Source organism: Pseudomonas sp. FFUP_PS_473, assembly GCF_002858665.1.
Taxonomy (GTDB): Bacteria; Pseudomonadota; Gammaproteobacteria; order Pseudomonadales; family Pseudomonadaceae; genus Aquipseudomonas; species Aquipseudomonas defluvii.
In genome coordinates, this window is record NZ_PJQQ01000019.1 from 17,954 (window position 1) to 41,985 (window position 24,032).

General features: G+C 60.9%; 15 protein-coding genes and 1 pseudogene. All 16 read left to right on the forward strand.

The genetic code is table 11. From position 1 onward, the window contains the following. Positions 1–13: 13 nt before the first annotated feature. The 16 genes and pseudogenes from tssH to CYD26_RS14715 all read left to right on the forward strand — a co-directional run bounded on the left by tssH (position 14) and on the right by CYD26_RS14715 (position 23,921). Positions 14–2,641, forward strand: coding sequence for a type VI secretion system ATPase TssH (gene tssH / locus CYD26_RS14640; protein ID WP_102052925.1), 2,628 nt, complete (start codon positions 14–16; stop codon positions 2,639–2,641). A 398-nt stretch (positions 2,642–3,039) separates the two neighbouring features. Next, entirely contained in the window at positions 3,040–3,411 is a 372-nt protein-coding gene (locus tag CYD26_RS14645) for a DUF4280 domain-containing protein (RefSeq protein WP_065760180.1), read from the forward strand. Between the two features lie 10 nt (positions 3,412–3,421). Then, the gene (locus CYD26_RS14650) at positions 3,422–5,512 is read left to right on the forward strand and encodes a type VI secretion system Vgr family protein (protein ID WP_102052967.1); all 2,091 of its coding nucleotides are present in this window, start codon (positions 3,422–3,424) and stop codon (positions 5,510–5,512) included. After that, positions 5,499–6,038, forward strand: a complete 540-nt coding sequence (gene tssJ, locus CYD26_RS14655; protein WP_065760182.1) for a type VI secretion system lipoprotein TssJ — start codon at positions 5,499–5,501, stop codon at positions 6,036–6,038. Before CYD26_RS14650 ends, tssJ begins: the two co-directional genes overlap by 14 nt. Then, positions 6,025–7,365 (forward strand): type VI secretion system baseplate subunit TssK, encoded by a 1,341-nt coding sequence (tssK, locus tag CYD26_RS14660; RefSeq protein ID WP_102052926.1) that lies wholly within the window; start codon positions 6,025–6,027, stop codon positions 7,363–7,365. Before tssJ ends, tssK begins: the two co-directional genes overlap by 14 nt. Next, positions 7,362–8,573, forward strand: coding sequence for a type IVB secretion system protein IcmH/DotU (gene icmH / locus CYD26_RS14665; protein WP_102052927.1), 1,212 nt, complete (start codon positions 7,362–7,364; stop codon positions 8,571–8,573). The genes tssK and icmH overlap by 4 nt, the downstream gene beginning before the upstream one ends. A 46-nt stretch (positions 8,574–8,619) precedes the next feature. Next, positions 8,620–11,907, forward strand: coding sequence for a type VI secretion system membrane subunit TssM (gene tssM / locus CYD26_RS14670; protein WP_102052928.1), 3,288 nt, complete (start codon positions 8,620–8,622; stop codon positions 11,905–11,907). 83 nt (positions 11,908–11,990) lie between these two features. Beyond that, entirely contained in the window at positions 11,991–12,593 is a 603-nt protein-coding gene (locus CYD26_RS25020) for a hypothetical protein (protein WP_145991797.1), read from the forward strand. A 3-nt stretch (positions 12,594–12,596) separates the two neighbouring features. Continuing rightward, positions 12,597–12,728, forward strand: a pseudogene (locus tag CYD26_RS14680) (IS5/IS1182 family transposase); the annotation flags it as partial. A 271-nt stretch (positions 12,729–12,999) separates the two neighbouring features. Next, positions 13,000–15,240 (forward strand): TonB-dependent siderophore receptor, encoded by a 2,241-nt coding sequence (locus CYD26_RS14685; RefSeq protein WP_102052929.1) that lies wholly within the window; start codon positions 13,000–13,002, stop codon positions 15,238–15,240. A 69-nt stretch (positions 15,241–15,309) separates the two neighbouring features. Then, complete coding sequence (locus CYD26_RS14690) at positions 15,310–16,350, forward strand: GNAT family N-acetyltransferase (RefSeq protein WP_102052930.1); 1,041 nt, start codon at positions 15,310–15,312, stop codon at positions 16,348–16,350. Between the two features lie 103 nt (positions 16,351–16,453). Continuing rightward, on the forward strand, positions 16,454–16,657 hold the full coding sequence (locus CYD26_RS14695) for an MbtH family NRPS accessory protein (RefSeq protein WP_102052931.1): 204 nt from the start codon (positions 16,454–16,456) through the stop codon (positions 16,655–16,657). Positions 16,658–16,772: 115 nt separating this feature from the next. After that, positions 16,773–18,092 carry a lysine N(6)-hydroxylase/L-ornithine N(5)-oxygenase family protein gene (locus tag CYD26_RS14700; RefSeq protein WP_158240129.1) on the forward strand — a complete coding sequence of 440 codons (1,320 nt, stop codon included), beginning with the start codon at positions 16,773–16,775 and terminating at the stop codon, positions 18,090–18,092. A 65-nt stretch (positions 18,093–18,157) separates the two neighbouring features. Further along, positions 18,158–19,810 (forward strand): multidrug ABC transporter permease/ATP-binding protein, encoded by a 1,653-nt coding sequence (locus CYD26_RS14705; RefSeq protein ID WP_065760189.1) that lies wholly within the window; start codon positions 18,158–18,160, stop codon positions 19,808–19,810. Further along, complete coding sequence (locus CYD26_RS14710; protein WP_102052933.1) at positions 19,807–21,474, forward strand: multidrug ABC transporter permease/ATP-binding protein; 1,668 nt, start codon at positions 19,807–19,809, stop codon at positions 21,472–21,474. Before CYD26_RS14705 ends, CYD26_RS14710 begins: the two co-directional genes overlap by 4 nt. Positions 21,475–21,518: 44 nt before the next feature. Further along, entirely contained in the window at positions 21,519–23,921 is a 2,403-nt protein-coding gene (locus CYD26_RS14715; protein WP_102052934.1) for a penicillin acylase family protein, read from the forward strand. Positions 23,922–24,032 lie beyond the last annotated feature (111 nt).

Sequence of the window (24,032 nt, forward strand, 5' to 3'; positions counted from 1 at the left end):
CAGGAACTGCGCCATGACTGACATCAGCCGCGCCAAGCTTTTTGGAAAGCTCGACACCTTGGCTTATCAGGCGATGGAGTCCGCCACAACCTTGTGTCGGGTACGAGGCAACCCTTACGTTGAGCTGGTGCATTGGTTCCAGCTGGTGCTGCAACAGCCAGACTCCGACCTGCGACGCATCAACGAGCGCTTCGGCCTGAACGCGGGCACGCTTTCCAGCGATTTGATCAGTGCCCTCGACCGCTTGCCCGCGCAGGCGGCCTCGGTCGTCGACCTTTCCGCTCAGCTGGACGAAGCCATGGAGCGCGGCTGGTTGTATGGGGCGCTGCAACTGGATGCGAGCAGAATTCGCAGCGGTCACTTGTTGCTCGGTGTGCTGGGCACGGGAAGCTTGCGGCATACCTTGTTCGCAATGTCCCGTGAGTTCGAGAAGATCAATCGTGAGACGCTGCTCGAACAGTTCCACGAAATTGTCCAGCGTTCACCTGAACAGTCCGTGGTACCCGGTGACGGGGCACCAGCGGACCAGCTCCGTGAAACTTCCGGCACCTTGCAGCGCTACACCAGCGACCTTACCGAGCAGGCACGGCTTGGCAACCTCGACCCGGTGCTGGGGCGCAATGAGGAGGTGCGTCAACTCATCGACATTTTGATGCGTCGGCGTCAGAACAACCCATTGCTGGCCGGTGAGGCGGGCGTTGGAAAAACCGCTGTGGTCGAGGGCTTTGCCCAGCGAATCGTCGCCGGTGACGTGCCCGAAGCGTTCCTCGGGGCCCGCGTGTTGGCGCTGGATATCGGCTTGTTGCAGGCCGGTGCCAGCGTCAAGGGCGAGTTCGAGCAGCGCCTGCGCCAGGTGGTCGACGAGGTGCAGGCGGCCACGCAACCGACACTCTTGTTCATCGACGAAGTGCATACCCTGGTCGGCGCAGGCGGCCAGGCCGGTACCGGTGACGCAGCCAACCTGCTCAAGCCGATGCTGGCGCGGGGCAAACTGCGTACGATCGGCGCCACGACCTGGAGCGAGTATAAAAAGCACATCGAGAAGGACCCCGCGCTCAAGCGACGTTTTCAGGCACTGCGGGTAGACGAACCGAGCCCCGAGGTTGCGATTACCATGTTGCGCAGTGTGCTGCCCACGTTGCAGCGTCACCATCGGGTGCAGATCCTCGATGAGGCGGTGGTGGCTGCCGTCCACCTGTCACACCGTTATCTGCCGGATCGCCAACTCCCGGATAAAGCCATCAGCCTGCTCGACACTGCCTGTGCGCGGGTTGGCATCAGTCAGCAAGCGATGCCCGCACAACTGGCTGACAGCCGCGAGCGCATTGCGAACCTGCGCGCTGAAAAAGTGGTGGTGCAAACGGAGCAGGCCATTGGCCTGCTCGACCCTGAGCGCCTGCAACGTCTTTCGCAGCAACTGCGCGATGAACAGCAGCGCAGTGCTGAGCTGGAAAAGCGCTGGCAGGCGCAAACCGCTTGGGTCGGCGAGATCCAGCAGTTGCGCGAACGCCTCTGCACCGAGCACCTCGCGCCAAGCGTGGAGCAGGCTGAACTGCAGGCCGCCTTTCTGGAGCGCACCGAAGCATTGCAGCAGCGCTTGCACGCCGCCCAGTCTGAAGTGCCTGCCCTGGTACTGACGGATGTCGACGCGCAGTCGGTGGCCAGCGTGCTGCAAGGCTGGACCGGCATTCCGCTGGGCACCCTGCAGCGCAATGAAATTGAAACCATCCTCAACCTCGCCGAGCGCCTGGGTGAGCGTGTCATTGGCCAATCCCATGCGATGGAAGCGATTGCCCGTCGTATTCAGACCTCCCGTGCCGGGCTCGATCACCCGGGCAAACCGGTAGGGGTGTTCCTGCTTGCCGGCCCTTCTGGCGTAGGCAAGACGGAAACCGCCCTGGCCCTGGCGGAACTGCTGTATGGCGGTGAGCACAACCTGGTAACGATCAACATGAGTGAGTACCAGGAGCCGCACACGGTCGCTTCGCTGAAGGGCGCGCCGCCGGGTTATGTCGGTTACGGTGAAGGCGGTGTCTTGACCGAGGCGGTGCGCCGTCGGCCGCACTGCGTGATCCTGCTCGACGAGATTGAAAAGGCTCACCCCGACGTCCATGAAGTGTTCTTCCAGGTGTTCGACAAGGGCTGGATGGAAGACGGCGAGGGCCAGGTCATCGATTTTCGCAATACCTTGATCCTGATGACCACCAACGTGGGCTCCGAAGTGCTGTTCAACCGGCAAGGCACCGAGACGGACCAAGACCTTGAACAGCTGCTCAAGCCGGAACTGCTGCGCGTGTTCCCGCCCGCGCTGCTCGGTCGCCTGGTGGCCATTCCGTACTTTGCGCTCAACGACGACATGTTGGCCCGTATTGTCGAGTTGCAACTAAAGCGCGTCGCCGCACGCGTAGAACAGCGTTATCAGGTACCGCTGCACTATGACGCGGTATTGGTGGACTATATCGTCAGCCAGTGCACCGATATACACAGTGGCGGGCGCATGGTTGATTCCATTTTGACGAATGGGCTTTTACCGCAGCTCAGTCGCGCATTCTTGCTGGGCGAAATAAATCAGACCGTGCCTCAACGGGTCAGTTTATCGGTTGGGGATGCAGGGATTATTTACGAGTTTGCCAATGACTAAGGCCTTTTTTAGTCGGCAGTCCCCGTTTTAAGGCGCGCGGTTTAGGCCACAGAGGCTGCTTCGCTACAGTTCGGTTTAAAGCAATTCGGTTTAAAACAACTCGGTTTAACACAATACGGTTTAACACAGCGCGCCTGTTAGCTATGTGGGCGCGAGGTGTTTGCTTGTTTGGCGTAATGGTAAATGAGTTTGGCGGGTGAATAGATGAAATGGGTGTGCGGTCAAACCATTGGGTTAAACAAAACGCTGTCTGAAAATCCTTCGTACCTCTCGGATTTTTCCTATTTAACGCTTCGTGGTTTTGGCCAAAATACCGCTTCACGTTTTCATCGGTGTCGGTTGCCGCATAACGTAACCAATTATTCAGCGGAGGGGCTGCTGTGCCAGAACAAGTTGTAATGGGGGCGCTGTTACGGTGTTCATTCGGGGCCGCGCCTGCGAACTTGGCTGTACTGCCGGTAAACCGCTACAACGTTGAAGGCCAGCCCGCCGCCAACATCATGGACCATAAGCCGATGGTCAACATCGCCCCGTTCGGCGTGTGTTCTTCGATGGCCAATCCGACGGTCTCCGCCGCGACGTCTGCGGCAATGGGGGTACTGACCCCAATGCCCTGTGTGCCGGCAACGGCCTCGCCCTGGACACCCGGCGCTGCCAAGACCCATCTCGCGGGGCAACCGGCGTTGCATAGCCAATGCACCTGCCTGTGCAACTGGGGGGGCGTGATCAAGATCGTTCAGCCCGGTACCCGTAAAACGATGATTGCCTGAGGGGCTGCACGTGACTAGCGCTTCTGCAAAACACGCCCCTACCTCCTGCTCCTTCGCCGGGCCGCCAGGTTCCACTGCGTTGTTGTTCGCCGGCCTGGACGGTAGCGAGGGGCTGAGCCAGTTGTTTGAATACACGGTCAAGGCCCTGAGCCCGGAGGGCGAACTGAAGGCCGATGATTGGCTGGGCCAGCCCCTTGTCGTCGAGCTCCCGTACGACTTTCAAGCGCCTGCACGTGTCCTGCACGCGCACATCTGTGGTTTCCGCCGTGTGGCGGATCAGGGCCAACTGCCGTGCTATGAGTTTTTACTGCGCCCCTGGTTATGGTTTGCAACCTGTGCGAGCAACAGCCGGATTTTTCAAAGCAAGTCGGTGCCTGAGGTGCTCAAGGAGGTGCTGAGCGTATACCCGGGAAACCTGGACTGCGTGCCCCTTGAGCAGTACCCGGCATTGGAATACTGCGTGCAGTTCGGTGAGAGCGATTTCGCCTTTGTCAGCCGCCTGATGGAGGAGGCCGGGCTTTACTACTTTTTCCGGCACACCGCTGAAGGGCACTGCCTGGTGATCACCGATTCAATGAGTGAGCACACGCTGCTTGAAGGTGATCATCGGTTTGAACTGGGTGGAGGGCAGCCCGAGCTGTTCAATCGCTTTTCGGCGTGGGTGCCGGAGCAGGTGTTGTGCAGTGGTCGAGTGCGTGCCACCGACTTCGATTTCACCAAGGCCAACACCCGCGAAGCCAGCGTGTTCAGCGCCGATGCCTCGGTGGTCATGGCGCATGATCAGGCCACATATGAACACTACCACTACCCAGGGCACTTCAATGACGTCACTGCGGGTGAGGCAGCGACCAAGGTTCGGGTACAGGCGCTGAATGCCGAACAGCAGCGCATCTGCGCAGCAGGTTGCGCACCGTATCTTCTGCCCGGGGCCTGCTTCACCCTCGAGGGGCATCCCGAGCACAATCAGAACACGCAGTACCTGATCGTCCAGGCACAGCTTCAGGCAACCTGTGTGACCTCGACCTACGGCGTCAGTGGCCCACGTTTCAGTTGTCAGGTCGTGGCGATCCGCAGCGACGGTTGCTACCGCGCCGAACTCAAGACGCCACGGCCAAAGATCGTTGGTCCGCAGACCGCGTTCGTCGTCGGCAAGGAGGGCGAGCCGCTGTGGGTCGACGAATTCGGGCGGATCAAGGTGCAGTTCCACTGGGACCGTAGCGACCAGCGCAACGAGAACTGCTCATGCTGGGTGCGTGTCGCGCAACCCCTGGCCGGGCAGCGCTGGGGGGCGGTTTTCCTGCCACGGGTAGGCCAAGAGGTCGTGGTGGAATTTCTCGACGGCAATCCGGACCGTCCGCTGGTGACCGGGAGCCTCTACAACGGCGGCATGCGGCCACCCTACGCGTTACCCGCGCAGGTCGCTCGCAGTGGTATCAAGAGCCAGTCGCTGGGGGCCGAGGATGTCTACAACGAACTGCGTTTCGAGGACAAGGGTGGCGCCGAGCAGTTGTTGTTCCATGCCGGGCGCAACCAGGACATCACGGTGCGTAACGATGCCTTTGAACACATCGGCAACGACATACACCTCAAGGTAGGCGGCAACGCTTACCGCCAGGTGATGAAAGACGCCCACGAGCACATCGACGGTGACCTTAACGCTCGGGTCAGCGCGGACTACTCGCTTGATGTCGGTGGCGACCAGGCCTGTGCGATCAACGGCAGTTGCTCGCTCGAGGTGGGCGCTGATCAGCAGGTCAAGTTGGGCGGCGCGCATTCACTGGACATCGGCGCAGACAGCGATACCAAGGTTGGCGGCAAGTTCAAGCTCGGTGCCAGCAGTGTCGACGTCAAGGGCAGCCAGACGATCACCCTTGAAGCGGGCCAGACGCTGGTGCTCAAGGCCGGTTCCAGCACGGTGGAGTTGGGCCCCAAGGGGGTTTCGATCAATGGCGCGATGGTGGCCATCGACGGCAAGGGCAAGGTCGATATCAACGGGGGCGGCGAGGGTAGCTCGGCGTCCGCAGAGGCGCCGTCACCCAAACAACCGCAAAAACCGAAAAAAACCAAAGCCCCCAAGGAGGCTGATGATGGCCGCGACTAACACCATTGCACAGGTCCCGCGCACGGTGCTGCGTGGCACATTGCTGATGGCCCTGGGATTGCTGCAGGGCTGCCAGGCATTTGGCTGGTTTCAGGCGCCTGCGCCACTCGACCCGAAAAAGCGCGTGGACATTGTGGCGGCGCTCGATGTCAATCCGAACCTCTTCGGTCGTCCGTCTCCTGTGTTGCTCACGTTCTACCAACTGAGCGATGCCACAACCTTCCTCAAGGCGGACCTGTCACGTCTTGAGCATGCCAATGAGTCGTCGGCCGATGCGACCTGGCTCGTGCGCGAGACGTTTCAGCTAAGCCCTGGCGAACGGCGCGAACACCTTTTCGTACCCCATCCGCAGATGCGCCTGGTGGGCGTGGTCGCGGAGTACCGCGACCTGGATAACGCTCAATGGCGCGCGGTAGATGTCTTTCAAGCCCAAAGCCCCGAGGTACTGAAGGTGAACCTGGCGCGGGACAGGGTATCGGTTCAGGCCATTCCAATAGCAGAGGGCTTAACACATGCTCAGCAATGACGGCGTTGTCTGGTCGGAAGGCATGTTCCTCCAGCCGCAGCATTTCCAACAGCAACAACGCCACGTGCAGGCGCAGTTGGTTCAAGGGTTGCAAGCGGTACAGGCTAACGTCTGGGGGTTCAGCGCATTGAAACTCGACCCGGCGCAGTTGCTCCTGGGGCGAATCCAGTTGCTCGAGTGTGCAGGTGTTCTACCCGATGGCACGCTGTTCAGCCTCGATAGCCAAGGCCTGGCGCAGGCCGGCTTTGTGGTCCCTGAGGGTGCACGCGGGCTGGACGTGGTATTGGCCTTGCCCAGAGCGGGCGCTGCACACATTGACGTCGAGCACGCGTCTGCCGCCGACAGCCTGTCGCGCTACCATCAGCTGGAGGCCACGGTGCAGGACAGCACCGCCGAGGGTGCCGCAGAGGCGACCTTGCAGCTTGCCCGGCTCAACCTGCGCCTGGCACGTCGGCAGGACGTCGAGCAGTCACATGTGTACCTGGATGTCGCCCGGGTGCTTGAACGCAGTTCTGGTGGCCAGGTCAGCCTGGATGAGGCCTTCATCGCACCGGTTCTGAACTGGCGCCTGGCGCCGCGGCTGGCGGCATTTGTGGATGACTTCCTCGGCCGTGTTCGGCAGCGGGGCTACATGTTGGCGACCAACATGGGTGTACCAGGGCTGGGCGGAATCGCCGAGGTCCATCATTTTCTGATGCTGCAGACGATCAACCGAGCCGAGCCGATGCTCGCCCACCTTGCAAGCTACCCGGGCTTGCACCCCGAGGTCCTGTTCCGTGAGTTGGTCGCCCTGGCCGGTGAGTTGGCGATTTTCTCTGAAACCAGCAAGCGGCCAAAGTCCTATCCGGTGTACCGGCATGATCGGCTCGCCGACAGCTTCGACCCCGTCATGATCGACCTGGCTCATATCCTCAGTGCGCAGGCCGGAACCGATGTAGTGCCCCTGGCCTTGAATCAGCGTGAACACGGTATTCGTGTTGCCGCCGTGCTCGACACCAGCCTGTATGGCAGCGCCCGCTTTGTACTTGCAGTGCGTGCGCAAGTGCCGGATGACGAACTGCGCAAGGTGTTCCCGACGTGCCTGAAGGTTGGGCCAAGCGAACGCGTTGCCGACCTCGTCGACCTGCAGCTACCCGGAATCAACGTCTGTGTTCTGCCGGCCGCGCCGCGTGAACTGCCGTATTACGCAGGCTTCAGCTACTTCGAGCTTCAGCGCGACAACCCGTTGTGGCAGGCACTTGGCAGCAGCGCCGGTTTCGGTCTGCATGTGGCCGGTGATTTTCCGGGCTTGCAACTGGCCTTCTGGGCGATCAAGGAGCCTCAATGAAACGCCGTTTCTGGACCCCTCTTGCAAACATCAAGGCGCGCTGGGGCGCGTCGGCGTTGCCGGCCCCGACAGCGCGGCCACATGACGCCTTGCCCGCGCTGAGCAGCGAGGGGCTTGGGCTGCATGCCAGTGACCTGCTGTATGAGGTCGTGCTGCTGCGTAGCCTTGAGCAGGCGCCCGACCTTGATGATCTGCGCGCCCATCTGGTCACACAGATGCGTACGTTCCATCGAAAGGCGGTGGAGGATCGCGTACCGGTCAGCCTGGTTGAGCGCGCCCAGTACGCGATGTGTACGCTGCTCGATGAAACCATCTCCAGTGCTGAATGGGGCAGGGGAGAGTGGTCGAAACACAGCCTGCTGATGATCTTCCATGGCCAGACCTCGGGTGGAGACGGTTTTTTTGGCTACCTCGATGCAGCAGAGCTCAAGCCTGAGGAAAACCTCCCGCTGCTGGAGGTGATGTACCTGTGCCTGGCCCTTGGCCTGGAGGGCCGCTACCGCATTCAGAGTGAAGGGCGCGCCGCGCTTGCGCTGCGGCGCAACCATCTGTTCGAAACGATTCGCATGCAACGCGGCTACCTGCCCACGGTCAGCCCGGATGAGCAGGTGCGTGGTTGGCGTCATGACTACTTCAGCCGTCGTCGTTATGTCTGGTGGGGGTGTGGGGCATTGCTGGTGATGCTGGCGGCCGGCTTGGCCTATCACCTGGAAAACCGTTCCTACCAAACCCTGGTGCGGTTGCAGGCACTGGAGCAGGCACCGCTGAACACCTTGGCGCAGCAACTGGCCCTGGCGCTTTCCGCAGACGTACGGGCTGGCCGCCTGTACCTGCTTGAAGACGGCCTTGGCGTGCGCATCACGATCAGTTCCTCCGGTTTGTTTGCTGCCGGCGGTAGCGAAGTGGCGTCGCTCTACGAGCCTGTATTGAAGCGTATTGCCGCTGCACTGGAGCAGTGGCCGGTGCACATCAAGGTGATTGGCCACAGTGACGACACGCCGGTGGCGACCCGCTTGATTTCCAATCAGGCATTGTCGCTGGCCCGTGCCGAGACCGTGCTTCGCGCGCTGGTGGGCAATGACATTGACCCTCTGCGCTATACCGCCGAGGGGCGTGGTGAGCTTGAACCGTTGTTCGCCAATGACAGCCCGGATAACCGTGCCCGAAACCGTCGCGTGGAAATTTTCGCCTATCCCACGCAAGGCTGACTGAGACGGCATTCCCCCACACCTTTTACTTGCGGATGTTGCTGCCATGCTTCTGCGCGCCATGAAAACCCTGCTGTTCGCCTGTTCGGCGCTGCTGGGCCTTGTAGTTATGATGTACCTGGTCCTGATGCATGGCCAGCGTCTGGCAGTCGATGGTTACGCACCCTTGGCCAGCGTGGCGAGCCGTTTGCTGCTCTGCGCCGGGCTTGCGGTTCTGGCACTGGTGCTATGGCTGCGCCGGCGTCGGCGCACAAAGGAAACCGATCCAGCGCCTTTGGCCGACGCCGCGCCGCAGGAGGCCTGTTCGGATCGGGAACGGCTGCTGGGCGAGCGGCTGCAGGCCTGGTTTCAACGCGCCAATGGCCGATTGCCGGGGTTCTTGCTGATCGGCCCGCCGGGGCTGGACAAGGGCCCGTTGCTCGGCCTGAGCGGCAACGCCAACGACGACCTGCGCTGCACCACGGTGAGCGGTTTCGCCCTGTTCGATATCAACGGCAGCCTGCTGAGCCCGTCTCAACCTGAGCAGGCACGGCTGTGGCGTCTGTTGCTCGATGAGCTCAAACAGGCTGAGGTTGGCGGCACACTGCCGCGCGGAATCCTGCTGGTGCTGTCGGCGCTGCAGTTACACAAAGCGAGCGTCGCCGAACGCGATCAGTTGGCACTGATGCTCCGTGCGCGCCTTGAAGAACTGGCCAGTCGCTTTGGTAACGCCCTGTCGGTGCAGGTGATCGTCAGCGGTTGTGAGCAACTGCCTGGGTACACGGAGTCGCTGGCGTGGCTGGCGGCAGACCGGCGTGAATTGAGCCTGGCGTTTGCGCCTGCCCTGCGTAACAGAGACCTGCTCGCGACCTTAGGCCCGCGCATGAGGGCGCTGATTGCCGACCTGCACAGCACCGCGCTCGAGCGTCTTCAGCGCGAGCCGGATGTTCAGGTGCGTTCCATGCTGTTCGGCTTCACGCCGATGTGGCGCGCCCTCTCCATGAGCCTGCAGGCGGTGCTGGAAACGGCCCTGGCCCAAGAACGCGGCATTGCCCAGGTCGCCCTGCAGTCGGTGCGTTTCAGTGCACAACCGGCCACGGTCGAATCGCCGGCCCCGGTCTTGTTGCGGGCGTTGCACACCTGTTGGCGCCCCGGCCGACTGCGCACGCCAATGCGCCAGGGGCTGGCATGGGGCAGGTCATGGGCACACGTTCTGGTGCCGGCAATCAGCCTGATGCTCGGCCTGCTGTTGCTCAGCCTGCACCGCGATCAGACCCGTCGCCTGGAACACGCCGATCAACAGATAGCAGCGCTACAGCAGGCGCCCCATCATGCCAACACCCCGGTGCTGGGGGGCGACACCCTGCTGCGGCTCGATCGGCTCGCCCACATGGCGCACACCCTCGACCAGGGCTGGTTGCCCTGGTCGACCGGTCGTCAATTGCAGTTGCATGCGGCGCAAGCCTATGCGCATGCCCTTGAACAGCAGGTGCTGGCCGATCTGCTGCAGCGTCTCGAAGATCGTCTACGCCGTGCTCAAACCCTTAGCGAAGCAACACTGCGCCAGAGCCTGTCGTTGTACCTGATGCTTGGCGGTGAAGGGCGCTTTGATGCGCAAGCGCTGGGCGAGTGGTACGCCAGCGCCTTTCGCGACAGTGCCGGAAGCCGCCTGAGTGACGCGCAGCATCAGCAGTTTGACGAGCACCTGCAACGGTTGCTCAAACGCCTGGCACTGTCTACGCCACGGCCACTGGACCGCGGGCTCATCGAGCAGGCGCGCAACCAGCTGGCGGCTGAACCTGTGGCGCATCGGTTGTACCGGCAGCTACTGGAGCAGGTGGATGATCGCACCTTGAGCGAATTCAGTATCGCCTCTGTACTGGGCGCGGGCGGCCTGTTGCTGTTCACCAAGCGCAGCGGAGAATCCCAGGCCCGTGGGGTACCGGGGCTTTACACCGTGGAGGGGCACCGGCGTTTTAGCGCACGCGTCGAGCCAATGCTGGCGCTAGCGCTTGTACAAGAGCGACGCCTGATGGGGCAGGCTGAGGTGCTGAGCATCAAGCCCATCAAGGACGAGGTGCTAGCGCTCTACCATCAGGCCTATATCGAGCAGTGGGAGGCGTTTTTCGACGACCTGCAAGTCAGCGGCCTGGATCAGTCCGAACATGTACCGCGCCGGTTGTTGCAACTGGCGCAACGCGACTCGCCGTTGCTGGAACTGTTGCACGCGGCGGCGCGCCACACCCAGCTGTCGCCCGTACTACCATCCCACGGCTTGCTGGAGCGCGCCCTGCAGAAAGGCGAGCATTTGCAGCAGCGGGTTGGCCTGGCTCAACCGGTACCGGCGGTTAGCCCGTTGCCTCATCCGGTCACCCAGCATTTCAAGCCCCTGCACCAATGGCTGGCGGCCGAGGCACCGGCGAGCACGTCCGAGCAGTTGCTGCTCGCCTTGAAAGACACCGCCTTGTTCATCGACGCCAGCCAACAGGGCGTGCGGCAGAAAGTGCCCATGGACGCCAGCGATTCGTTGCAACGCCTGAGGGAAGAGGTGGAGCAACTGCCCGCGCTGCTTCAACCCATGATGCTGGACATCGTTCAGGTCGGTCAGCAGCACGTGCAGCAACACACCCGACACGTGCTTGAGCGTGCATGGGCCAGCGACGTCGCGCCGCTCTGTGAGCGTGCGCTGAGCGGGCGTTACCCGTTCGACGGCGATTCAGACACCCAGGTGTCGCTGGACGATTTCAACCGGCTGTTTGCGGCTGACGGCGTGCTGCAGCGCTTTGTAGAGCAGCACCTGGACGGCCAGCTTGATACCCGGTCACGCCCTTGGCGCTTGAACGAGGGCGCCTCGGTGGGCGGCGTCAGTGCGCCACTGTTGGCCACCCTGGAGAACGCCGCACAGCTGCGCGACAGCTTTTTCCCGGCGGGCCAACACCAGGCACAGCTGGCATTCGAACTCAGCCCGCTGATGATGAGCGAGCGCATCGCCAGTTTTACCCTGGACTACGACGGTGCGCGCTTGAACTACAGCCACGGGCCGCTGGGTTCGGCGCTGTTCGAATGGCCCGGCAAAGCCCTGGGCAGTGAAATCCGGGCCAGCGTGACACTGCTTGACGGCCGCACCCTCATCCGCAAAAGCACCGGGCCGTGGGCGTGGTTTCGCCTGATCGACCAGGCACGGCAAATCCCGACCGAAGATCCCGAGGCACGTCAGCTGGTGTTTGATTTCGAGGGCGAAGAAGTGCGCTTGCAGTTACGTGTGGGCCGGGCGGGGGCTCCGTTTGATAGTCAGGGGGTGAGGCGGTTTGATTGTGCTGTCATTAATAGTTTAATTGAGCAGTCCAAATCTTAATGGCACATATGTGATGCGCATTTCGCGCTAGGCAGCGGCTATGAAATTTACTGTTCTGTTTTTAGATGTCAATCAGTTGTTAAATGAAAAAAGGAGTGTTTATTTTGAATAGGCTGCAAAACAAGCGGGGAGCGATAGGCGCTGATCTATATAGAACCGATTCAACAGAAAGAATCCCAATCCCGCTATCTGCATTATCTCCACTCCGAATGGTAAAGCAAGAAGCTTTAGAGGACATGCTTCAAAATAAAAATCGTAAATTTTTGAATCTTACTGCCGTAAGAGACCAATACCGCATCACCATAATAAATGGAAGGCTTTACTATAAGAATTTTCCACTAACAACAAGGGAGGATGGTAGATTTAAGTTCATACAGGATCAAAGTGGCGATATGTTTGGCGTTGAGACAGTTGATGATCCAGATGGAATCAAGCACTCATCGCTACTGGGGAGCTCCTGGCCAATCTCTGCAGGAACAATTGTTGCTACAAATGGCATTGTGCAAGTTCTATCAGGTTCATCTGGACATTTTCAGCCAAGTGTCAGTCACTTGGCTTATACCGAAAATTATCTAAGGCAGAATGATGTCTTGGTTGTACAATTTCTGCCATTTTGGACGGCTGAAAATAAATCACGTCGGGTCAAAAGAGATGTACCGTCTTATATGAAAAAATATATGAGCTGACGGATTTTTAACGCCTTATATGCCGGCAAATGTAATTCGCTCCGCCGCGAACGCTTCCTGATCGAGATGGATCAGGTGGTACCCTGGAAGGGCTTTATTGTGCTGATCGAGCCCTATTATCCAAAATACCGAGGCACATAAGTTGATGCTTGATTTCGAACTAGAGGAAGTGCGCTCGCCGTCACGTCTAAGTCGTGTGGGCGCTTCATCCAGGCGACGCTGAAAGGCCGTCGCTACGCGCTGGCCTCCCCAAAAATTCCACTCTAGACCGCCACCTTCAAGGTGGCGGCTTCGTCTCAGGCGTTTCCTACGTTTGTGTAAGGAGAGTGTTTCCTGTTAGCGTTCGCAACTGTAAACTATTCTCAATAGCAACAGTCAACAACGTCTACAGGGAGCGGGGAGCGTCATGAAACTGGGGTTTAGTGCAGGGAAATTCGGGGCCGGTGCGTTCTCGTCACAGTGGCTAGGGCTGGGGGCTGTGACGGCGTTGAGCTCGCTGTTGCCGATGGGCGTGGCGTACGCACAGAACGCAGCGGATAGCGGCTCCGGGACGTATGTGGAGTTGGCGCCTTCGGCAGTGGAGGCCAAGGCGGTGGAAGACACCGGTTACGTCGCCACTCAAGCGCAGGGCATCACCAAGAGCAACGTGCCGCTGATCGAAAACCCGCAGTCGGTTACGGTGGTCACGCGCAAGCAAATGAACGCACAGGATGCGCAAACCCTCAGCGAAGCCCTGCGTTACACCGCAGGGGTAAACGCCGAGCCGTTCGGTGCCGATAACCGCAACGACTACATCTACATCCGCGGTTTCGATCAGTCCAACGATGGCCTGTTTCTCGATGGCCTGAACCTGCTGAACCGCAACTACGGCATGTGGCGTGTCGACCCTTACAGCCTTGAAAGTGTTGAAGTGGTGCGTGGCCCCAGCTCGGTGCTGTTCGGCCAAAGCTCGCCGGGCGGTCTGGTCAACCAGGTCAGCAAGCGTCCGACCGCGGCGCCCATCCGTGAGATCCGGGCCGAGTACGGCAGTTACGACAAGAAAGTCGGTGCGTTCGATATTGGCGGCAAGCTGGATGACGATGGCCGTTTCCTGGGGCGTCTGACTGCCCAGATAAAGGACGGCTCCACGCAGATCGATCATGTCGACGAAGAGAGCTGGTTCATCGCTCCGGCACTGACCTGGAACATCGATGACAACACCTCGCTGACAGTCCTTGCGCAGGTTCAGCACGAGCGCCTGGGCTCGGTGTTCCAGTACCTGCCGTACGAGGGCACGGTCAAAACCAACCCATTGGGCCGCTATGACACCGACCTGTTCGCTGGCGAGCCGGACTTCGACCACTTCGATCGCGATCAGGAAAGCATCGGCTACACCTTCGATCATGTGTTCAACGATGTCTGGAGCTTCAAGCAGAATTTCCGCTACCGCCATTTGACCCTGGACTACAAGTCCATTTATGGCCTGGGTTATTACAACCCGGCACCAACGGCAGACCTGGCACCAGGCGACTTTGGCCAGGGTTACCGTGGTGCGTTGACCTCCAAGACCACCGTCACTGGCTGGGCATTGGATAACCAGGCCCATGCGAATTTCAACACCGGCCCTGTCGAGCATAACGTCACCCTGGGCGGTGACATGCAGTACACCACCTACGACATCTTCAACCAGGGCAGCCCGGGCGGTGACCCGAACCCCTTCGATCTCTATAACCCAACCTACGGCAACTGGACACCGAGCGACCTGGCGACGTCCAACGACGTGGTCAGCAAGGTGCGTCAGCTGGGTATCTACACCCAGGATCAGTTCAAGATCGACAAGTTTGCCTTTACCTTGGGTGGCCGGGTTGACTGGGCACGTGTGAACCAGGACAGCGACGGTGGTACCGGTGCCTACGCTACTGCGCGCAACGCAGCGGGTACCAACCAGCGTAACGACCGCAAGGCGACCTACCGCGCAGGTGTGGTGTATCTGGCTGACAATGGCCTGGCGCCGTACTACAGCTATTCTCAATCATTCGCCCCCAACGTGGGCCTGACCACCGACCTCATGAAGCCGACCACCGGCGAGCAACATGAGCTGGGTATCAAGTACCAGCCCAAGGGTTCCAACAGCTCGGTGACGCTGTCGTTGTTCGACCTGCGCAAGAAGGACGTCCCGACCCCCGATCCAACCGACCCGAGCGGCCAGCGGCAGGTCCAGATTGGCGAGGTCCAGTCTCGCGGCGTCGAGCTGGAAGCGGTTGCCAGCATCACCGAATCGTTCAACGTGATTACCAGCCTGACCTACAACAAGGTCGAGATCACCAAGGACACCAACTATGAAGGCAACCGGCCGTACAACGTGCCGGAGAAAATGGCCTCGATCTGGGCGGATTACACCTTCAGGAATGGTGATATCAAAGGCCTGGGCTTTGGCGCTGGCGTGCGCTATGTCGGTTCCAGCTACGGTGACGATGCCAACAAACTGGATATTCCGGCCTATGCCCTGGTGGATGCCATGGTGCATTACGACCTGGAAAACTGGCGTGTGCAGTTGAACGCCAAGAACCTGCTCGACAACAACTATGCCACCTGCCAAGGCACGGAATTCCGTTGCAACTACGGTTACCCGCGCATGCTTTCCACCTCTGTGTCCTACAACTGGTAAGCGTCTGTAGCCATCTTCGCCCCCTCCAGGATCGAGGGGGTGAACCCATCCGCCAAGCAAGGTGTTGTCATGATTTTCTCTCCTTTATCCCTCCTGCAGGTCGATGGCCGCCGACTGTCCATCGAGCAGCAGGGTGATCAATTGAATATCGACCTCGAAGGTCGCTTTGTGGGGTCGCTCGTCGTAGCTACGGGGGGCCAACGTGCCCGGTTGATGCTGCAGCCGTGCGAGGTCGAGCAGGTCAAGGACCTGACGCTGGCCGCCTTGCATGCGGCGTTCCTGGTGCACCCGGTACGTGAGCTTGCGCTGTTGGTTCCGGGGCAGGCTCAGGTCAGCCTTTTGTTGCGCGAAGGCCTGGCGGTTCATGCGCCCGACAGCGAAGCATTGATTTGCCCGCAGCACTTGTTCCGCCAGCATCCGCAACCCTGGCTGGCCTATCCACCGTCCAGCCAGTATCCGTTGCAGTACCGTTTGAGCAATGGCAAGCGCCATCCGCAACGTGCACCGCGTCAGCCTGGCACGGTGTATCGACGTTACGTGGCGGAAATCGCTGAGACGATTTCGTTGCGCACGCTCGATCCGCAGCAGGATCTGGAGGTGTTCAGCCGTTGGCAGAATGACCCGCGTGTAGCGGCGTTCTGGGAAATGACCGGCAGCCAGCAGGCGCATCGCGACTACCTGGACGCTTTGCTGGCAGACCCCAAGGTGCACCCCCTGATCGCCTGCTTCAATGATGAGCCTTTTGCGTACTTTGAGGCCTATTGGGCCCGCGAAGACCGCATCGCGCCGTACTACGACGTGCAAGATTACGACCGTGGCGTGCATATGCTGGTCGGGGAGCAGCGTTACCGGGGTGCTCACCGGGTGAGTGCCTGGCTGTCGTCGTTGGCGCACTTCCTGTTTCTTGATGACGCCCGTACCCAGCGCGTGGTGGCCGAGCCGCGTGCCGACAACGCGAAGATGATCAACTATCTGCAGCGGGCCGGTTTCTATCGCGAGAAGGAATTCGACTTCCCGCACAAGCGCGCAGCCATGATGATCTTGCCGCGTGAAGTGTTCTTCGCCGATGCCCCGAACCACGGCGAACAGGCGCTGGTTGCCTGTTCTTAAATTAAAATCATTCTCATTCGTCACTTCCTCGACAAGCCCAAACAGGTTGTAGGCATGTGCCTACGAATCATTTCGATGATTCCGTTCGACAGGAAGGAACACTATGAGTTTTGACAGTGAAAGCGCAGTCTTCGTCGTGGTCGTCAATGGTGAGCAGCAATACTCCATATGGCCCGAATACAAGGCGATTCCCGAAGGTTGGCAGGAGGCCGGCAAGCGCGGCCTGCGGCAGGAGTGCCTGGCTTACATCGCCAGCGTCTGGACCGACATGCGGCCCTTGAGCCTGCAACAGCAATTGGCCCACTGACAGGCCGGCGACTGCCGGGAATTGAAGGGCGGATGCGTTTGCTCCGCCCCATGTATCAATGCCTCCTTGTCTGACCGAAGTCGGTAGCGCGGGGGGCACCAAGAGGGAGCGCGTGATGGAACTGCTGCAAATGGCCAAGCGTCTGGATGTCGCCGGAATCGGCGTCGGCCCGTTCAACCTGAGTCTGGCCGCGCTTATGGTCCCCCAGGCACAGCTCAACAGTTGCTTCTTCGAGCGCAGGCCGCGTTTCGACTGGCACGCCGGGATGATGTTGCCCGGCACCTACATGCAGACGTCCTACCTCAAGGACATGGTCACGCCGGTCGACCCGGCCAGCCGCTATGGTTTCCTGAACTACCTGGTCGACAAAGGTCGCTTCTATCGATTCATCAATGCGGAATACACGAATGTGCGCCGCGTCGAATACGCGGACTACATGCGCTGGGTGTCTGAGCAATTGCCCAATGTCGCGTTTTCCAGCGACGTTCAGGAGGTAACGTTCGATGGCCATGATTTTGTCATCGGCTTCGCCAATCGTCCGTCCTTGAAAGCCCGGCATATCGTGGTCGCGACCGGTTTGCTGCCGTACATTCCCGAGTGGGGGCGCGTGCTGGGCGGTGAACATTGTCAGCACAGCCATGGCTACATGCATGCGCAGCATTCGCTGGCCGGTAAGCGGGTGACCGTGGTGGGCGGCGGGCAGAGTGGCGCGGAGATCTTCCTTGATGTGCTCTCCGGGCGTCGAGGCGTTGTGTCCGAGCTGAACTGGATCACGCGCCGGGCCAACCTTGAGCCGCTGGATGAGACCCCGTTCACCAACGAATACTTTTCTCCGGACTACGTGCGTGAATTCTATGCGCTGCCGGAAGCCGACAAGCGCCGCTTGGTGGTTCAACAGAAACTGGCGGGCGACGGTGTATCGCCGGTGACCTTGCGCGAATTGTCCCAGGCGCTGTACGAGAACGAGTTCTTGAACACGCAAGCGGTGCCTGCACGCATTTTGCCGCAGCGTGAAGTGGTGGCCATGCAGCGCCACGGCGGCCATTTCCAGCTCACGAACCACAACGGTTTCAACGGTGCGCGCGAACGCCTCGATGCCGATGAGGTGATTCTCGCCACGGGCTATCAGCAGACCCTGCCCAAGTGCATCGCCGCCTTGATTCCGCGGCTGGTCCATGATCAGGAAGGTGGCCTGGTGCTCAATCAGGACTACTCCGCGCAGTGGGATGGCCCCGCGAGTAACCGGATTTACGTCCAGAACGCGGGCCGATACACCCATGGCATTGCAGACCCGCAACTCAGTCTGGCCGCGTGGCGATCGGCAGTGATCATCAACAGCATCGCGGAAAAGCCGCTGTATGCGACAACGCCCGTGCCACCACCGCTGACCTGGAGCCATGCGCGTGAAGAGGGCGGTCGACAGGCGCGGGCATGACCGCTGCTGGCAGTGGCCGTTGCAAAGGCTGTTTTTCGCAACCTGTTTAAACCAAGGGAGGACGAATGGGGGTGTTTGGCTTGATCTACCGGCAGTATCGCTGGCCGTTGCTAGGGGTGTTGCTGTTGAGTGCGGCCAGCGCGGTGCTGAATGTTGGCGTCATCGCCTTCATCAAGAACCGGCTGATGGACGCTGAGGGGGCTGTCGAAGGTGCGATGCTTGCGTTCGCGGGTTTGCTGGCATTGCTGTTCGCGTTGAGTTTCGGCGTGCAGGCCTTCATCGCCAGCCTTGGGCATCGATTTGTTCATGGTCTGCGCCGCAGGTTGGTCAAGCAAGTGCTGGATTCGGATGTGGATCGTCTCGAAAGCCTGGGCAGTGCGCGTCTGTTGGCCAGCCTGAGCGGCGATGTGCAGAAGATCACCATCGGGTTCATCAACCTGCCGGAGATCGTCTATGGCTCGATCCTCACCTTGGCCGCTTTTGGCTACCTGGCCTGGTTGTCGTTGCCCTTGTTTGGCGCGACCCTGGCCTGGCTGGCGTTGATGGTGGTCGTCAGCCAGCAGCTGATGCGCCGTACCCAGGCGCACATGCGCCAGTTGCGCGAGGCGGATGATGCACTGCACGCGCATTACCGCGCAGTTATCGAGGGGCGACAGGAGCTGGCACTGAACCGCACCCGGGCGCAGCACCTGTACGAGCAGGAGTACCTGGCCAGTGCCGGTGACTACTTTCATCACGTGGTGCGTGCCGATACCTTCCATTGGTCCAACAGCAACTGGGTCAACTGCATGATCCTGGCCAGCCTCGCGCTGGTGTTTGCCTTGGTCGGTGGCTACGGTTGGGCCGATTACACCGTGGCGTCGACCTTTGCCGTGGTGATCCTGTTCGTGCGCGCACCGCTGGTGTCGAGCATGGGCGCGATTCCCAATCTGCTGGGGGCCAACGTGGCGCTGGAGAAGCTGAATGCCTTGCAACTTCAGCCCTACCGGGAAGACTTCGACCTGCCCGCTGCCACGGCGTTCGAGGGTTGGCAGCGCTTGCAGCTGGATGCCGTGACGTACCGCTACCGCTCCGAGGACGGTTCGGGTTTTGTTGTCGGCCCCCTGGACCTGACCCTGCAACGTGGCGAACGGGTGTTCCTGGTCGGTGGCAATGGTAGCGGCAAGTCCACCTTGGCACGCTTGATCACAGGGCTTTACCGGCCCGATACCGGTTGCCTGCGGGTCGATGGTCGAGCCGTGGGCGAGCATGATCTTGCCGCCTACCAGCAGTTGTTCAGTACCGTGTTCAGCGATTTTCATCTGTTTCGCCAGCTCCTTGGTGTGGCGGGTGAGGATGCCCCGCGTGATGTTGTTCAGGCCTGGCTGGCACTGCTGCGCATGGCGCACAAAGTTCGCATCGAGCAGGCGCGCTTGCTTGATCTGGAACTGTCACAAGGCCAGCGCAAACGCTTGGGCCTGCTGCTTGCGGTGCTCGAGGGGCGGGGTGTGTTGCTGCTTGACGAATGGGCCGCCGATCAGGACCCGGCGTATCGCCGTGCCTTCTATCAGCAGTTGCTGCCGCAGTTGAGCGAGCAGGGCGTAACCGTCATTGCGATTACCCATGACGATCATTACTTTCACCTCGCCGACCGGCTTCTGAAAATGGAGGGCGGGCAGCTCTACGCGTTACCGGTGCCTGCCCCAGGTGAAGCACAACGTGGGAGGGCATTGCCATGAGATTGATGCGAATGCTCTTTGGGCGCCACCCCGGGCTCGCGCTGTTCATTACGCTGCTGAGCATCGTGAATGCCGGCATCGGTGTTGGCGTGATCGCGTTCATCAACCAGCGTCTGGCTCAACCCGGTACGGCACTGGGGCCTGCATTGGCACAGTTCACGGTGCTCTTGCTTGCCGTCATGGTTTCGGGGGTGATTGCGCAGATCGGCATGACCACGCTGGGGCATCGCGGCGTGCTGGCGCTGCGTAATACCGTGCTCAAGCGAATGCTCGACACGCCCCTGGCGCGCCTCGGCGCTTTGGGGGCGCCGCGACTCCAGGCCAGCCTCAGTGTCGATGTACAAGCCTTGTCGGTAGCCTTCGTACGCCTGCCGGCGGTGGTTCACGGCGCACTACTGACCGTCGCCGCCAGTGCTTACCTGGCCTGGTTGTCCTGGCCCTTGTTTCTAGCGACGCTGGCCCTGATCGGGGCCGCACTGTTGGTGGCCTGGCGCTTGCTCGGGATCACCAACCGGGAAGTGGCCAGTGCCCGCGAGGCCGCCGATCAGTTGTACGGCAGTTACCTTGCCGTGCTGCAAGGGCGTAAGGAATTGCGCCTCAATCGGCACCGCGCGCGACGGGTCTATGAGGAGGAGTTTGAGCGCAGTGCCCAGGCGGACCGTTATCACCAGAGCCGCGCCGACCTGTTCTACAGTGCCTACAGCAACTGGATCAGCGTCATGCTGCTGGTGGCCATCGGCGTGAGCTTCTTTCTCGCCAGCCACTTTGGTTGGGCTGACCGTGCCGTCGCCACCACGTTCGCGATCAGCCTGTTGTACCTCAGTACACCGCTGGGGCTGCTGGTCGGGGCGATGCCTGGGCTGATTGCCGGCAATGTCGCGCTGGCCAAACTCGACAGCCTGGCGCTGGCACCCTATCAGGCGGGGTTTGCCTTGCCTGAGGCGCTGCCAGCGGACTGGCAGCACCTTGTGCTGGAAGACGTGTGCTACCGGTACGCCGAGCGTGACGGTGAAGGCGGGTTTGCGCTAGGGCCGTTGAACCTGACCCTGAAGCGCGGCGAAGTGGTGTTCCTGATCGGCGGCAACGGCAGCGGAAAGTCGAGCATGGCACGCCTGCTGTGTGGCTTGAGCGTCCCCGACAGCGGCCGAATTCTGCTGGATGGTCAGCCATTGGCGGTGGAGCAACTTCCTGCCTACCGGCAATTGTTCGCGGCGGTGTTCTCCGACTTCCATCTGTTTACCCAGTTGCTTGATGGCAAGGGCGCTACGGCCGATTCGACGCTGGTGGCGCAATGGCTGGAGCGCCTGGCCCTCAGCGACAAGGTGACGCCCAGCAACGGGCGATTGCCGAGCACGGCCTATTCCCAGGGCCAGCGTAAACGTCTGGCACTGATGCTGGCCGCGCTGGAAGAGCGTCCCGTATTACTGCTGGATGAATGGGCCGCAGACCAGGACCCCGCATACCGTCAGCTGTTCTACCTCGGCGTGCTGGAGTACTTGCGCAGTACCGGTAAAACGGTGTTTGCCATTACCCATGACGAGCGCTATTTCCACCTCGCCGATCGCTTGCTGAAGATGGACGGCGGCCAACTTGTCGAGCTCCAGGGACCTTCCCGGGCGCGCGCCTCTCTTGATGCCGTGGCAGCCCTCAGCGCAAGCGACTGAGGGCGCCCGGTGATTGCCTATCGATCAGTTGAAACGGAAGCCCGATGATCTATCTGAAACGCTTGGCCATCCTCCTGCTGGCGGCGTTACTGCTGCTGGCAGGTGCCATGGCGGTCTACGCCTGGCGCTCGTTGCCGCAAACCGAGGGCAGGGTGTCGGTGAGCGGCTTGTCTGCCGCTGTCGATGTGCTGCGTGATGCCGATGGCATCGCACACCTGTTCGCGAAAACCCCGGCTGATGCCTATTACGCCCTTGGCTACGTGCATGCCCAGGACCGGATGTGGCAAATGGAGATGAACCGGCGCATGGCCACCGGCACCTTGGCCGAGGTGTTCGGCGCCCAGGCGTTGCCCAGTGACCGGGTGTTCCGCACCCTGGGGTTGCAGGCCATCGCCGAACGCAACCTGGCCGCGCTGGATGCCAATACCCGGGCCACGCTGGACGCCTACAGCCAAGGCGTCAACGCCTACCTGGCCGGGCACCCGGTATTGGCGCCAGAGTTCGTGATTGCCGGCTTTCGCCCAGGGCCCTGGCAGCCAAGCGACTCGCTGGCGTTTTTCCGGCTCATGGCCTGGCGCATGGCCGGCAATCTCTGGGATGAGTTGGCCACGGCACAACTGAGCCAACAGTTCAGTCCGGCGCAAGTGGCCGAGCTGATGCCCGCTTATCCCGGCGATCAACGCCCCGTGCTGCCTGACCTCAAGCAACGCTATGCCGGCACTGGCAGCCCATGGGCCGGGCTGTTGGCTGCCTTGCCCGAGCGGCAGCCGGTGGGCATCGGCTCCAACAGCTGGGCGCTGGCCGGTAGCCGTACCGACAGTGGCAAGCCACTGTTGGCCAACGATCCGCACCTGATGCTCAGTGCGCCCACTTTATGGTACCTGGCGCAACTTCATGCGCCGGGGCTGGATGTCATCGGTGCGACATTGCCGGGCATGCCCGGGGTCATTCTGGGCCGTAATCAGCACGTCGCCTGGTCATTCACCAACACCCATTCGGATGTCGTCGATCTGTTTCTGGAAAAGCAGTTGCCCGGCGACAGCAGCCATTACCTGACGCCTGAGGGCAGTGCTGCGTTTGCCGTGCGTGAGGAGCGTATTCGGGTCAAGGATGGCGACGATGTTCTGCTGCGTGTACGCAGCACACGCCATGGCCCGGTGATTTCCGATGTGCTGGAGCGCGCTGGACACCTGGCGGGCGAGGGCAGGGTGATTGCACTGGAGTGGGTCGGGCTGCGTGATGACGACCTTTCCCTGCAATTCCCGTTGAAGGCCGCGCTGGCAGTCGATGGTTCGGGGTTGCTGGCCGCAACGCGGGACTTTCACTCGCCACAACAGAACATCGTTTATGCCGATACGGCCGGGAGCATCGGTTTTATTGCTGCCGGCCGGGTGCCGCAGCGTCAAGCCGATAACGACCTGATGGGCCGCGCGCCGTCACCCGGTTGGGAGGCCCGCTATGACTGGCAAGGGTTCATACCTTTTGACGACTTGCCGCAACAGCGCGACCCGGCCAATGGCGAACTGGTCACCGCAAACCAGAAAATCACGCCACCGGGCTACAACCGCTGGATTACCTCCAACTGGGTACTGCCGTATCGCGCTGAGCGTATTCATGAACTGCTGGCTGAAGGCGTCAAGCGTTCGCGCGACGGCATGCAGCGCTTGCAAATGGACGCCAGCAATCCGGTCGCTCGCCAGTTGCTGCCGTTGATGTTGCAGGTTCCTGCGCACGATGCCCGCACCCGCGAAGCCGTGCAACGCCTGGCCAACTGGGATGGCGCGATGCTGCGTGAGCGCGCCGAGCCGCTGATCTATGCCGAGTGGTTGCGCCTGTTCACCGAGCGCCTGTATGGCGAACGCCTGGGGGACCTGTTTGAGCAGATTGGCGCACACAACCCTGCCTTTATCGCTTCGGTGCTGTCGGATCGCGCGGGGGCGAGTCGCTGGTGTGGCGAAGCCCTGGGTGAGGCAGACGGCGTCACGGCCTGCCGACGTTTGCTGGGCGACTCCCTGGCTCAAGCGCTGGATAATTTGAGCCAGCAGTACGGCGATGCCATGAGCGGGTGGCAGTGGGGCGATGCGCACAAGGCCGTTTCCCGCCATGCCGTGTTCGGCGATGTGCCGGTGTTGTCGCGGCTGTTCAACCTGAGTATTGCCAACGATGGTGGGCGGGATACGGTGAACTATGCCGGTTATTACTACGACCCGGTTAGTAGGCAGTACCTCGACGATGTCGGGCCAGGCCTGCGTGCGGTGTATGACCTCAATGATCCGCAAGCGTCCGGTTTCATCCTCAGTAGCGGTCAGTCAGGCAATCCCTTTTCAGCGCACTACAGCGACATGCGGGAGGGCTGGGCCAACGGTCGCCTGGTGCCGATGATCAGCGAGCGTAAACGGCTTGAGCAGCAGGCACATCACACCCTGGAACTGGCTCCGAGGCCTTGATCAGGGTCTGAAGTACTTGTTGTAAACTATTCTCATTGTCATTCGTCTTCTCTGCATAACGTTCCATACACGCATCAGGTTCTGTGGTGCGTTGTAGACGATTGGTGGAGA